This window comes from Streptomyces sp. 2323.1 (assembly GCF_900221035.1).
GTDB lineage: Bacteria > Actinomycetota > Actinomycetes > Streptomycetales > Streptomycetaceae > Streptomyces > Streptomyces sioyaensis.
In genome coordinates, this window is sequence record NZ_LT907981.1 from 7,529,094 (window position 1) to 7,543,073 (window position 13,980).

General features: G+C 69.7%; 7 protein-coding genes. 5 read left to right on the forward strand and 2 right to left on the reverse strand.

What is annotated here, in order from left to right:
- Positions 1 to 1,554 precede the first annotated feature (1,554 nt).
- Together CPH93_RS32565 and CPH93_RS32570 are read left to right on the forward strand one after the other, a co-directional pair.
- On the forward strand, positions 1,555 to 3,654 hold the full coding sequence (locus CPH93_RS32565; RefSeq protein WP_093648492.1) for a bifunctional polysaccharide deacetylase/glycosyltransferase family 2 protein: 2,100 nt from the start codon (positions 1,555 to 1,557) through the stop codon (positions 3,652 to 3,654).
- 17 nt (positions 3,655 to 3,671) lie between these two features.
- On the forward strand, positions 3,672 to 5,123 hold the full coding sequence (locus tag CPH93_RS32570) for an LCP family protein (protein ID WP_096215677.1): 1,452 nt from the start codon (positions 3,672 to 3,674) through the stop codon (positions 5,121 to 5,123).
- A gap of 85 nt (positions 5,124 to 5,208) precedes the next feature.
- On the opposite strand, the gene CPH93_RS32575 is transcribed toward CPH93_RS32570, so the two are convergent.
- Positions 5,209 to 7,968 carry a SpoIIE family protein phosphatase gene (locus CPH93_RS32575; RefSeq protein WP_443031414.1) on the reverse strand — a complete coding sequence of 920 codons (2,760 nt, stop codon included), beginning with the start codon at positions 7,966 to 7,968 and terminating at the stop codon, positions 5,209 to 5,211.
- Positions 7,969 to 9,074: 1,106 nt separating this feature from the next.
- On the opposite strand from CPH93_RS32575, the gene CPH93_RS32580 reads away from it, so the two are divergent.
- The 3 genes from CPH93_RS32580 (at position 9,075) to CPH93_RS32590 (ending at position 12,399) form a co-directional block, all read left to right on the forward strand.
- Entirely contained in the window at positions 9,075 to 10,712 is a 1,638-nt protein-coding gene (locus CPH93_RS32580; protein WP_173909926.1) for an APC family permease, read from the forward strand.
- 218 nt (positions 10,713 to 10,930) lie between these two features.
- Positions 10,931 to 12,073: an inorganic phosphate transporter gene (locus tag CPH93_RS32585; RefSeq protein ID WP_093481690.1), complete on the forward strand. Its 1,143-nt coding sequence runs from the start codon at positions 10,931 to 10,933 to the stop codon at positions 12,071 to 12,073.
- An 80-nt stretch (positions 12,074 to 12,153) separates the two neighbouring features.
- Positions 12,154 to 12,399: a hypothetical protein gene (locus CPH93_RS32590; RefSeq protein WP_093481688.1), complete on the forward strand. Its 246-nt coding sequence runs from the start codon at positions 12,154 to 12,156 to the stop codon at positions 12,397 to 12,399.
- 14 nt (positions 12,400 to 12,413) lie between these two features.
- Here CPH93_RS32590 and CPH93_RS32595 read toward each other — a convergent pair whose 3' ends face one another.
- Entirely contained in the window at positions 12,414 to 13,922 is a 1,509-nt protein-coding gene (locus CPH93_RS32595; protein ID WP_096214902.1) for a glutamate synthase subunit beta, read from the reverse strand.
- Positions 13,923 to 13,980: the final 58 nt, after the last annotated feature.

Consider the following 13,980-nt stretch of genomic DNA (forward strand, 5'->3'; position numbering starts at 1 on the left):
TGACGGGACGGGGCGGGCCATGCTGTGCTGCCCCGAGGCCCGGTGTGCCCCGGTGTCACTGACCTGACGGGGCATCACGATCGCAGGCCGGCTGCTCGGTACGGGCAGGTGAGGTGGGTGACCGACCCCCGGGGTGCGAGCGCGTGGAGCGGTGCGAGAGCGTCCGGCTGACGACTTTGCCTCCATGGTCAGGAAATCCTCCCGTAACAGACCGTCAATGCCGGTTCGTCGAGATGTAGGGAGGAAGTCCGTTGATCACTGCTGCCGATATGGCGGTATCCGGGAGAAGGTGAAGGAGCTGTCGGTGCAAGCATTCCGGCCATGATCGGTGGCGGTCATCCAGGGGAATGGGGGCCGGGTATCCATCCGTGGCCGTTCTCAACCGTAAAGGGATGCGGCAATTTCGACTAACGGAGAATTGCACTCGATATGGCTGGCCTGTCCCGTGCCTTTTTCGCTTGGTTTCTGCGGTGGGGGTGCAGGGCGGCACAGGAGTGCGGCGTGCCGGGATATCTCGTGGTATTAACTCGGTATCTCACCATTCGGTGGAATCAAGGGACTTGGGTGCCGCTTTGGCCGCTGGGCCCGGGCTCCCGGTGGCGTAGTGCGGCGATGTCAAAGTGCCTGATGCGGGGGTGTGCCGGGGGCCGCGCGCGGTGCCCGGCGGTGGCGGGTGCGGGGCCGCGGCGCCCATGGGGGGAGGCCGGGCGGCGATGCGGAACCGGCCTGCACAAGCGGCTCGTTACCGGTCAGTCAGGCGCAAAACGAACATGGTGCGCAGTAAGCAGTTCAATTACTTCACGCTATCGCCACTCGGCGTGAGTTACTTCACAGTATGACTTGGCCGGGGTGGGGTTGCCGGGCCCCGCGGGGGCATCGATCCGGCTCGCTGTGAACCATCGGCGTGTGTGAATAGGTATGTTGACGAGTGAGATCATAAGGGGGAGCTGGAGTCCCGGCTCGTCCGGCGGCCTTTGCCGCCGTCATCGGAGGGCGGAAGAGGCTGGCTGACCTTGCCTATTCTCATTCGCGGTTAACTGGTTACACTCACGCTCCATGCGAACCGCTACCCCCCACAGCAGTCGCCCCGGTAAGCAAGGGAATCGTCCCGTATTTGTCGACAACTCAGGTCGGCGCAGACGCTTCCTGGGGCATGCAGCGTTGACCGTAGGGTGCATGTGCACCGGATATCTCGTCCTCCTCGCCGTGGTGTTCGGCGGCCTCCTGCAGCCGGCCGCAAAGCCGGCGCCGGGAAAGGCCGATCCGCTCCCGGACCACACGTCGCGCCCGGCGCACAGAGCGCCGCGCGGCCCCGGTCCCTCGGAGACTCCGGACACCTCCGGACGGGCTGTTCCCGTCGGTCACCACACCTCCAGGGCCCCTTCCCGCACCACCCCTGCCCCGTGACCACAGCCGGACCGGTGCGCTTCCGCCCTCCGGCGTGAAGCCTCGCCTGCACTGACCCGAGACGTGTTCGTCCGCGCAGGCGCCATGGCTGCCTGCGCGGACGCACGCCTCTGATGTGGCACGTCCGCTCGACAGAAAGGGCCCATTGTGGCGTTGTCAGGGCAGGGGCGGCATGCGTTGCGCCGCCCCCCACGCTGGCACTGGTTATTGCTGCTGCTGATCCTCCCCATCGTCGCCGCTTCACTGCTGTTCGAGGGCTGGACGACCCATGAGGTCGACGGAGCCCGGCACAGACGAGCCTGCACCAGTCCCATCCCGAGGTCCGCGGACAACGGGGACCCGGTACTGCGGGTCACCGGCAAGGGAGCCGAGACCGCGCAGATGCCGTTCCGTACCGCCGCGCTCACCTTCGACGGCGGGCCCGACCCGGTGTGGACCCCGCGCCTGCTCGACCTGCTGCGGGCCCGGCACGCGCGGGCGACGTTCTTCCTCTACGGCAATCAGGCGGCCCGCCATCCGGAACTGGTGCGGCGGATCCGCGACGAGGGCCATGAGATCGGCTCGTACACCTATACCGGCGGCGACTTGGGCAGCGCCTCGCACCTGCGCTCGCACTGGGAACTCGCCCTCACCCAGACCGCGTTGGCGGGGGCCGCAGACGTCAACACCCGGCTGCTGCGGCTGCCGCACACCACCACCGCCGACACGCTGTGCGGCGCCGAATGGGCGGCCGCACGGCGCGCCACCTCCCAGGGGTACGTCGTGGTCGCCGCCACCGCCCGGTCGCGTAAGCCCCCACTGGGCGTGGTGCGCCAGTACAGCCACACCGCCCTGGGATACCAGGAGGCGAAGAAGCTGCTGGCCGACCCGAACGTGGGACAGTTCACCACCGTCACGGGCGGACTCGGACGGCCCTCGATGACCTCGACCGCGTCCTTGGCCGAGCGGGCACAGGGCGAGGCACTGATGTGGACGCAGTCCGTCGGGCACACCTTTGCCCGCTCCATGACCTGGGCGCTGGGCATCGCGGGCGGACTGGGCATGCTTCGGCTGGTGTTGCTCGCCCTCCTGGCCCGGGTGCACGTACGGCGCCGGCGCCGGCACCGCTCAGGTGCGCCCTGGCTGCGCGAGGTGAACGACCCGGTGACGGTGCTGGTGCCCGCGTTCAACGAAGAGGCGGGCATCGAGGCCACGGTGCGTTCGCTGCTCGCCTCCACCCACCGCGACCTGCAGATCATTGTCATCGACGACGGGTCGACGGACCGGACCGTCGAGATCGCCCGCGGTATCACCGATCCGCGGGTGACCGTGGTGGAACAGCCCAACTCCGGTAAGCCCGGGGCGCTCAGCACGGGCCTGCGCTACGCGCGTTGCGAGATCATCGTGATGATCGATGCGGACACGGTCTTCGAGCCGGAGGCCCTGCACCGCCTCGTCCAGCCGCTCGCCGACCCGACGATCGGCGCGGTCAGCGGAAACACCAAGGTGGGCAACAGGCGGCGGCTGCTGGGCAGATGGCAGCACCTGGAGTACGTCCTCGGGTTCAACCTGGACCGGCGCATGTTCGAGGTGCTGGAGTGCATGCCCACGGTTCCCGGCGCCATCGGCGCCTTCCGGCGGGACGCGCTGCTGGCCATCGGCGGTATCAGTGACGACACCCTCGCCGAGGACACCGATCTCACCATGGCCCTGTGGCGGATGGGCCGGCGGGTGGTCTACGAGGAGTCGGCCATCGCCTGGACCGAAGTGCCCAGCAGCCTGAGCCAGTTGTGGCGGCAGCGCTATCGCTGGTGCTACGGCACCCTGCAGTCCATGTGGAAGCACCGCCACGCCGTGGTGGAAGTCGGCCCGGCCGGACGCTTCGGCCGCCGGGGGCTCGCCTATCTCGCGCTGTTCCAGATCGTGCTGCCGCTTTTCGCGCCGGTCGTCGATGTCTTCGCCCTGTACGGCCTGTGCTTCGGCGACACCGCGCAGGCGGTCGGGGTCTGGCTCGGCTTCCTCGTCATCCAGCTGATCACCGCGGCCTACGCCCTGCGGCTGGACCACGAGCGGCTCCGGTCGCTGTGGGCGCTGCCGCTCCAGCTGTTCTTCTACCGGCAGTTGCTGTACCTCGTCGTCATCCAGTCCGTGGTCACCGCCCTGCTCGGCACCCGGCTGAAGTGGCACCGCATGCAGCGCGCCGGCACCGCCAACCAGCACTTGCTCAAGGAGCCCGTCCCGCAGCCGAGCAGTCTGTCGTCGAAGTGACCGAGGAGAGTGCACACATGAGCAACTCGCGGGGCCCTTGGGCCGGCAGCGATGTGTTTGGCGGAGGCCCGTACGGTCCGGCCGAGCACCCGTCGTACGGGGCGGGCGCCCGTCCGGACCTGACGCAGGACGCCGATCTGGAGGACGTGTGGGAAGCGGGCGGATCCTGGAACGGCCGGCGCATCGTGGCGGGGGAGGTGGTGGACGTGACCGAATCCCCGTGGCGCGAGGACCCGCCCCGGCATCCGCACCCGGCAAAACCCTTTGCGGACGGCTACGCCACCCCGCAGGGCCCGCCCTGGTCGTGGCAGGAGGACGGCCGAGCGGACCGCGGAGACGGCCCTCCGAACGGCGGAGTCGGCCGTACGGACCGAGGAGGCGCCGGTACAGAACAGGTACAAGAACAAGAACAAGAACAAGAACAGGAACAAGAACAGGAACAGGAACGGCCCGGCGTCGCGCGGCGGTCGCATCGCTCCCGGCGCAGGAGGCCGGTGCGGCGCGTCGTCATCGGTGTGCTCGTGGTGCTCCTGGCCATCCCGGCCGGCACCCTCGCCTGGGCCGACACCAAGCTCAACACCGAGGTCGACCTCGGTACACCCGGGCAGGGGCAGCGGGCCGGCAAGGGCACCAACTACCTCATCGTGGGCTCCGACAGCCGCGAGGGCCTCACCGACGAGGAGAAGCGGGATCTGCACACCGGATCGGCCGGCGGCCGGCGCACCGACTCGATGATTCTGCTGCACACCGGCGCGGGCGGCACCACCATGGTGAGCCTGCCACGTGACTCCTGGCTGACCGTGCCGGGCTACACCAGCCCCATGACCGGCAAGCACCACGGCCCGGTCAAGGACAAGCTGAACGCGGCGTTCGCCGTCGGGGGCCCCAAAATGCTCGTCCGCACCATCGAGCGCAACACCGGCGTGCCGATCCACCACTACGTGGAAGTCGGCTTCGCGGGCTTCGTGAACCTCGTCAACGCGGTCGGCGGCGTGCCGATCTGCCTCGACCGGGACCTGAAGGACAAGAAGTCCGGGGCCAACTTCACCAAGGGCTGCCACACCCTCGACGGCAGGGCGGCGCTGGCCTTCGTCCGCCAGCGCCACCAGGAGGCCCAGGGCGACCTGGGACGAAGCAAGAACCAGCGGAAGTTCCTGTCCGCGCTTGCTCACCGGGCGGGGAAGCCAGGCACCGTGCTCAACCCGTTCTCGCTCTACGGCGCGCTGAACGCCGGGCTGGACACGCTCATCGTCGACCGGGAAACCGGCCTGGTGGACCTGGCGAGGATGTTCCGGGCGGTCCAGGGCGTCACGGGCGGGCACGGCAAGCAGATCAACGTTCCGGTGGCCAGCCTGGGCTTCCGTACCCGTAAGGGCAGTGCCGTGCTCTGGGACAAGGCCCAGGCGCACAAGCTCTTCAGCGAGCTGAACGCCGACCGGCCGGTGGACGTCAAGGACAAGGCGCGGTGAGAGGAGGAGCGGGGTGGGCGGCTTCGCGTACGTCCCCGGCTGACGCGGCCGTCCGCCACCGCTCGGCGCGGCCGCCCGCCGCCGCTCAGTGCAGGGTCTGTTCGGCCCAGATGATCTTGCCGTCGGGGGTGTACCGGGTGCCCCATCGCTCAGCCAGCTGGGCGACGAGGAAGAGCCCGCGGCCGCCCTCGTCCTCCTCGGCCGCATACCGCAGGTGCGGGGAGGTGCTGCTGGTGTCGGAGACCTCGCAGATCAGGGTGCGGTCGTGGAGCAGCCGCACCCGGAGCGGACCGGTGGCGTAGAGGATGGCGTTGGTGATGAGCTCGCTGAGAATGAGCTCGGTGGCGAACGCCATCTCGTCCAGATCCCACTGCGCCAGCTGCCGTGTGATGTTCGCGCGTGCCTCGGCCACCGCCGCGGGGTCGGACGGGACCTCCCACTCCGCGATGCGCTCGGGGTCCAGCAGATGGGTACGCGCCGCGAGCAGGGCGATGTCATCGCGCTGCCGGGCCGGGGGCAGCGCGCTCAGGACGGCTTCGCAGATCTCGTCCGGGGTCCGGCCGCGCTGCGCCAGCGTCGCGGCGAGGTTCTGCATGCCGGTGTCGATATCGTGGTTGCGGCCCTCGACCAGGCCGTCGGTGTAGAGGACGAGGCTGCTGCCCTCGGGCAGGTGCATATCCAGCGCCTCGAAGGGGAGGCTGCCGACGCCGAGCGGCGGCCCAGCGGGGAGATCCGGGTACTCCACGGTGCCGTCGGGGTGGACGAGCGCCGGCGGAAGGTGGCCGGCCCGGGCCATCGTGCAGCGGCCGGCGGCCGGATCGTAGATCGCGTACAGACAGGTGGCGCCGGCGACCGTGGCCTCGTCGTCCGACCCGGTCACCTCGTGGTCGATGCGGTGGACCAACTCGTCCAGGTGGCTGAGGAGCTCGTCGGGCGGCAGGTCGAGGCTGGAGAAGTTCTGCACCGCGGTACGCAGCCGGCCCATGGTGGCGGCGGCATGCAGCCCGTGACCGACCACATCACCGACGACCAGGGCGACCCGGGCGCCCGGCAGCGGGATGACATCGAACCAGTCGCCGCCCACCCCGGTCTGCGCGGGCAGATAGCGGTGGGCGAGGTCGAGGGCGTCCTGCTCGGGCAGGCCGCGGGGGAGCAGGCTCTCCTGCAGGGTGACGGCCATGGTGTGCTCGCGGGTGAAGCGGCGCGCGTTGTCGATGCTCACGGCGGCCCGGGCCGCCATCTCGTCGGCCAGGGACAGATCGCCCTCCTCGAAGGGGGTGCTGTCGTGGGAACGCCAGAAGTTGGCGACCCCCATGAGCACACCGCGGGCCCGCAGCGGAACGGTGATGAGGGACCGGCAGCCGTGCTCCAGAGCCAGCTCGAAGCGCTCCGGTTCCTGGGCGCGCCACTCTTCGGCGTCCCGCAGATCGGGGACCAGCACGGACCGTCCGGTGATGAACCCGGTGGCCATCGGATTGGGCACGGTGTACCGGTGGAGCTCGCCCACCCGGTAGAGGGGATGGTCCTCAGGGAGACCGGACAGCGCCACCCGGCGCAGCTCCGGCGCCTCGCTGTACGCGCCCGCCGGCGGCTCCTCGCCGGCCAGGACGGGCTCGGCGAGGTCGACCGTGGCGAAGTCGGCGAACCTGTCGACCGCGACCCGGGTCAGTTCCTCGGCGGTCTGCCGCACATCGAGCGTGGTGCCGATGGCGACGGTCGCCTCGTACAGCAGCCGCAGCCGGCTCTGCGCGGCCTCCGCCTTTCCCGCGAGGGCGAGCAGTTCGGTGGAGTCCCGCAGCGTGGCCACCGTGCCGGACGGTCCACCACGGGGATCCGTGAGCCGGATGTTCACCGCCAGCAGAAGGTCTCCGACCTGGAGCACCTCGTCGGTGACCACGCGCCCGGAGACCAGGAGTTCGGCCGTGCGCGGAGCGAGCCCGAGGCCGGTGACGCGGTGCCCTTCCACGTCGGGGGACAGGCCGAGCAGCCGGCGCGCCTCGTCGTTCGCCAGCAGCACGCGCCCGTCCGCGTCGATGATGAGCACGCCCTCGCGCACCGCGTGCAACACCGCGTCGTGGTGCTCGTACATCCGGGTCATCTCCACGGGGCCGAGCCCGTGGGTCTGGCGCCGCAGCCGGCGGGTCACCAGCGCCGTGCCGGCCGTGGTCAGCGCGAGTGCGGCGGCTCCGGCGCCGAGTACGACCGGGAGTTGCCGGTCCACCGCGCTGCTCACCCGGCTGACCCGCATTCCGGCCGACACCAGGCCCACCACCGTGCCCCGGGCGTCCTTCACGGGGACGACCGCCTGCACTTCGTGGCCGAGCGGGCCGACGACGCTCTCGATGGTGACGCGGCCGGCGAGCGAGGGCCCGATGGTGCCGATGAAGCGCTTGCCGATCTGCTCCGGCCTGGGATGCGTATAGCGGATCCCGGCACGGTTCATGACGACGATGAAGTCCACGCCGGCCCGCTTGCGGGCCGCCTCGGTCAGCGGCTGGAGCACCGCGGACGGGTCGGGGCTGCGCAGCACGGCCACCAGACCCGGGCTGTGGGCGAAGGCCTCGGCCGCGGCGACCGAACGGTCCCGTGCCCCCTGGAATCTGTCGCTGCGGGACTGGAGCAGCAACGCGGTCACCGAAGCCACGATGAGCAGCAGCACGATCAGGACCTGGAGGAGGAACATCTGACCGGCGACGCTGCGGGTACTCGCCAGCGCGCGCAGCCGTCCCGCTGATGCCGTCGGCGAGCCGCCACGCCGCTCACGCCGACCGTCGTCGTCCGAGTGCCGACCGGTGAACCTGCGCTCCGAGGTTAGCCACGGGAAGCGGCCGGAGATTCGGGCCATGCTCCATGTGTACCTTGCGTACTCCTGCACCTGACAACACCACGCCGGGATATCGCATGGCTGTGCGAGGCCCATTTCCGCCACCACGCCGCCCCTGTGGGTCGCGCGGGCGGTGCCGCGGACCCCGCGCCCGGATATCGAACAGAGGTTCTCGCAATGCGTAACGAACCCGGGGCCCGGCCGAGTTGATACGCCCCTGAGGTCCAAGGTGTGCACGTTCGCCAAGTGACGTACGTGGGCGCCCAGTTGTGCCCCCTGCGGCATTCATGGCCGCCCGGACGTCCGGCCGTGCGCCGGGCGGGGTCCCGGGCGGGTGCCGTGGGTGGTCCGGAACTTTCTAACTCCCCGGCGGATGTTGAGGGCGAGCCGTTTGTGCAAGGAACGTCTTGATGGCCTATACATCGTTTATTCGCCCGCCGTTGAAGACCATGTCGGCTTCTTCGATCAGAACTCCGAAACCTTCTTTGGGCTCCAGGGAGTCGGCGGGTGCAGAAAATTCCAGATCCGGTCGGGAGTGATCGCCACGGGTGCCGTCCGGTCGAAGTCGCCGCTTCTTCGGCGTCCTTCCCTCCTATTGCACTCCTCATCCTCCTATTTGCCGCGAGGGTGACGCGGCGGCCGCGGGGGAGCGGGTTCACGGAGTGGGCCCGGAGGCTGTGAGCCCGGCGCCCGGGCGGGCGGGCCGCCGCCTGACCACCCGGTATGCCGAGGTGGGGCGCGCCCTGGCTCGCCCGGTCCCCGCACTGCCACTCGGTGAGGGGCGGGGCGGGGCGAAGATCCATTGCGGAAATACCGGCCGCGGGAGCAGGGCTTTCTCCGGTCATGACAATGCCCCGCCGAGAAACCTCAAGATTTCCTCAAGTGGACGCGGCGGCGACAGTCGGATGGGTGACCGGATTGTTGCTGAGTGCTACCTCGGCCACCCGTAGAACCCTTCCCTGCCTATCTTCCGCCGAATGTCCACAGTGACGAGTCGAGAGTTAGGTAATGACTTCCTAAAGGAAGGTCACGGAATATAACTATTCAGCCAATGGCTCTTTGCAGGGCTCTGAATGCTCCCTAATCTGAGGCAAATTTTGAGCCAGTCCTGTCTTGAAAGGCCTCTTATGGCAAGCGTTGACGAGATCGCTCCGGTCAGGCCACGTGAATCCGGCTCCCTTCGCCGGGATGTGGGACTCATCGGTCTGATGTGGGCCTCCGTCGGTTCCATCATCGGGTCCGGTTGGCTGTACGGAGCGCAGAAGGCCGTAGTGGTGGCGGGCCCGGCGGCGCTGATCTCCTGGTGTATCGGCGCGGTCGCGATCGTCCTGCTGGCACTGGTGCACGCCGAGCTCGGCGGCCTCTTCCCGGTGGCCGGCGGTACGGCGCGCTACCCGCACTACGCCTTCGGCGGCCTGGCCGGCATGTCGTTCGGCTGGTTCTCCTGGCTCCAAGCAGCAACGGTGGCTCCGATCGAGGTCGAGGCCATGATCGGTTACGCCGGTCACTGGTCCTGGGCCCAGGGCTTCCTGAACGCGAACGGAACGCTCACCACCAGCGGCTTCATCGTCGCCGTCGTCCTGATGGCGATCTTCGTCGCGGTGAACTTCCTCGGTGTGAAGGTGCTGGCGCACACCAACAGTGCGGCGACCTGGTGGAAGATCGCCGTCCCGCTCGGGGCGATCTTCATCCTCGCGGCCACCAACTTCCACCCGCACAACTTCACCTCGCAGGGCTTCGCACCGTTCGGCGCCAAGGGCGTGCTCAGCGCCATCAGCACCAGCGGCATCATCTTCGCGCTGCTCGGCTTCGAGCAGGCCATCCAGCTCGCGGGCGAGAGCCGCAACCCCAAGCGCGACCTGCCGCGCGCCACGATCGGCTCGGTCCTGATCGGCGCGGTCATCTACATCCTTCTCCAGGTCGTCTACATCGGTGCGCTGCCGCTGGCCTCCTTCGCGCACGGCTGGGCCAAGCTCGACTACGCCGGCATCAGCGGCCCGTGGGCCGGTCTGGCCACCGTCGTGGGTCTGGGCTGGCTGGGCTGGGTCCTGTACGCGGACGCGATCATCTCCCCCGGTGGCACCGGCCTGATCTACACCACCTCGACCTCGCGCATCTCCTACGGCCTCAGCAAGAACGGCTACGCGCCCCGGCTCTTCGAGAAGACCGACCGTCGTGGCGTGCCGTGGTTCGGCCTGATCATCTCGTTCGTGACCGGCGTGGTCTGCTTCCTGCCCTTCCCCAGCTGGCAGGAGCTGGTCTCCTTCATCACCTCGGCGAGCGTGCTGATGTACGCCGGTGCCCCGCTGGCCTTCGGGGTGTTCCGCAACCGGCTGCCGCACCACGAGCGTCCGTACCGGCTGCCCGGCGGCAATGTGATCTCGCCGCTGTCCTTCATCGTCGCGAGCCTGATCATCTACTGGGCCGGCTGGGAGACCCTCCAGCGGCTCGGCTGGGCGATCATCATCGGGTATGTGCTGCTCGGCAGCTACGCCTGGTACGCGACGAAGAAGCAGCTGCCGAACGCCCCGCGCCTGGACTGGAAGGCCGCGCGGTGGCTTCCGGTGTACCTGATCGGCATGGGTCTGATCTCCTGGCAGGGCGGCTTCGGCGGCCAGAGCCACCTCCCGCTGTGGTGGGACATGGTGGTCGTCACGGCGTTCGCGCTGGTGATCTACTTCTGGGCCCGCAGCACCGCGGTGTCGCGTGAGGCGATCGAGCAGAACATCGAAGAGGTCGCCGTCGTCGACGAGGGCGGTCACTGATCCCGCTGCGTGAGCTGAACTGACGCACACGAGCCGATGGGTTCGGCCGGGCAACCGGCCGAACCCATCGGCTCGTGTGCGTCCAGGCCGGTGGGCAGAGGGCATGGCGGCTGGTGCAGTGGTCGGCCGCCGCCGCACGGCGAGGCTCAGCAGGCCGAGGTCGTTACTTACTGTAACGTCACGCGTCCGGAATGTGCGCTTCTGGACTGGAGGTACCGGTGGACGGCGTCTCGCTCCTGCTCGTTGCGGTGATCGTCACGGCGCTCGCCTTCGACTTCACCAACGGGTTCCACGACACGGCCAACTCGATGGCCACCTCCATCGCCACCGGGGCACTGACTCCGCGGGTCGCCGTGCTGATCGCGGGGGTCCTCAATCTGGCGGGGGCGTTTCTGTCCACGACGGTCGCCAAGACGATCTCCGGCGGGATCGTGAACGACAGCAAGGTCAGCCTCACGATGATCTTCGCCGGGCTGCTCGGCGCGATCCTGTGGAACATGCTCACCTGGCTCGCGGGCCTGCCGTCGAGCTCGTCGCACGCCCTGTTCGGCGGGCTGATCGGGGCCGTCTGGGTCGCGGCGGGCACCAGCGCGGTCCGGTTCGGGCAGGTGGTGGAGAAGATCGTGCTCCCCGCCGTGATCTCGCCGGCCGTGGCGTGTGTGGCGGCCCTGCTCGCGACGTACCTCGCCTACGTGATCACCCGTCATGCGCCGCGCGGGCCCGTCACCCGCGCGTACCGGACCGGGCAGATCGGCTCCGCCTCCCTGGTCGCACTGGCCCACGGGACGAACGACGCCCAGAAGACCATGGGCGTGATCACGCTGGCCCTGATCTCCGCCGGTGTGCTGGGCCAGGGGGCGGAACCGCCGTGGTGGGTGATCCTCAGCGCGGGGCTGGCGATCTCGCTGGGCACGTATGCGGGCGGCTGGCGGATCATCAGGACCATGGGCAGGGGGCTCACCGACATCGAGTCGCCCCAGGGGTTCACCGCGGAGACCACGGCCACCACCGTCATCCTGACGTCCTCGCACATGGGGTTCCCGCTGTCGACCACGCAGGTCTGTGCGGGCGGGATCCTCGGCGCGGGCCTCGGCCGCAAGCTGGCCGAGATCCGGTGGGGGATCGCCGGCCGGATCGCGGTGTCCTGGGTGCTCACGCTCCCGGCCGCCGCCGCGGTCGGTGGCAGTTCGGCCTGGCTGGCGGGGCACGGCACCGGCGGTCTCGTGCTGGCGGCAGGGGCCGCGCTGGTCGCGGTCGGCGGGATGTACGCGCTGTCCCGCCGCCATCCCGTGCACGCCAAGAACGTCAATGAAGTCCCCGACAAGGCGCAGCAGGACCAGCCCGACGACCTCATGGCGTGACCGTGGCGCCGGCGGCCGGCCCGCCCGTTGGAGAGCATGCGTACGGCCCCGTCGGGGCGTCACAGAAAGAGGCGTGAGACATGCACATCGACTGGCACGGCCTCGTCGTGGTCTGCGTCGTCAGCCTGACCCTGGTCACCCTGCTCGTGGTGGTCTTCTCGCTCGGGATCATCGCGCTGGCCCGCTCCCACAGACTGCGGATGAACGGGACCGGGCGCGGCAGCGTGGCGGATCCGCTGGCACGGGCCACCGCGTTTCTCTGCTTTGCGCTCTGCGCCGCACTCGGCGGCTACGGGATCCATCTGATCGTGTCTCAGTCGCCGTAGCCGCGGGCGCGGCCTCACGCCACCAGCGGCCGGTCCATGGCGGAGACGGGGGAGGGGAGTTCGGTGGAGCCGGTGAGATAGCGGTCGGTGGCCGCCGCGGCGGACCGTCCTTCCGCGATGGCCCACACCACCAGCGACTGGCCGCGGCCCGCGTCGCCCGCGACGAACACCCCGTCCGTCCCGCGGCGGACCGGCCACGCGTCCCGCTGCGCCCCTTCGGCCGCGAAGCCGGCGTCCCGGGCGAAATTCCCCCGGTCGTCCAGGGTGAGCCCGAGCTGCTCCATGAGTCCGCCACCGCGTTCCGGACCGGAGAAGCCGAGGGCGAGCAGAACCAGCTCCGCCGGGATCTCGCGCTCGGTGCCCGGCCGCGGCTTCCTGGCCGTGGGCTCCACCTCCGTCAGGTGCAGGGCGCGGACCCGGCCGGACGTGTCCCCCTCGAAGCGGAGCGTGGCGGAGGAGAAGAGCCGGGGATCCGTGCCCTCCCGGCCCCGGGCCTCTTCGTGCGCATGGGAGATCCGGAACACCTTCGGATAGATGGGCCAGGGCTGGGCCTCCGGCCGGACGTCGCCCGGCTCCGGGTTGATGTCGAGCTGCACCACGGAGGCCGCGCCCTGCCGCAGGGCGGTGCCCAGGCAGTCCGAGCCGGTGTCCCCGCCACCGACGATCACCACGTGCTTTCCCTCGGCGGTGAGCGGCGGCGAGCCGTAGTCGCCCTCCGTGACGCGGTTGGCGAGCGTCAGATAGTCCATGGCCTGATGGATGCCGGACAGCTCGCGGCCCGGGACGGCGAGCTCGCGCCGCTCCATGGCGCCGACGGCGACGACCACCGCATCGTGCCGCCGGGTGAGCTCGGTGGCGTCGAGATCGCGGCCGATGTCCACCCCTGTGCGGAACTTGGTGCCCTCCGCCTGCATCTGCGCGATGCGGCGCTCCAGGTGCCACTTCTCCAGCTTGAACTCGGGGATGCCGTAGCGCAGCAGCCCGCCGATGCGGTCGGCGCGCTCGTAGACCGCGACGGTGTGCCCGATTCGGGTGAGCTGCTGCGCCGCCGCCAGGCCCGCGGGTCCCGAGCCGATGACGGCCACGGACTTTCCGCTGAGCCGCTGCGGTGGATGCGGCGAGGTGTACCCGCGCTCCCAGCTCTGGTCGGCGATGGCCTGCTCGACGTTCTTGATCGTCACCGGATCGGCGTTGAGGGCCAGGACGCAGGCGTCCTCGCAGGGTGCCGGGCACAGCCGCCCGGTGAACTCGGGGAAGTTGTTCGTCGCATGCAGCCGCTCGGCCGCGGCCCGCCAGTCGCCCCGCCGTGCGTACGCGTTCCACTCGGGAATGAGGTTCCCCAGCGGGCAGCCGCTGTGGCAGAACGGTATGCCGCAGTCCATGCAGCGCCCCGCCTGCTCCGAGATGAGCGGCAGCAGCGCCTGCCCGGCGTAGACCTCGTGCCAGTCGTGCAGCCGCTCCTCGACGGGGCGCGCCGCCATGGGCCGGCGGGGGGTCTTGAGGAAGCCGTAAGGGTCGGTCATACGACGCCTCCATCGCTCGCTCGCGGTGCAATACGGCGTCCTGGTCAGCCTACGCCCG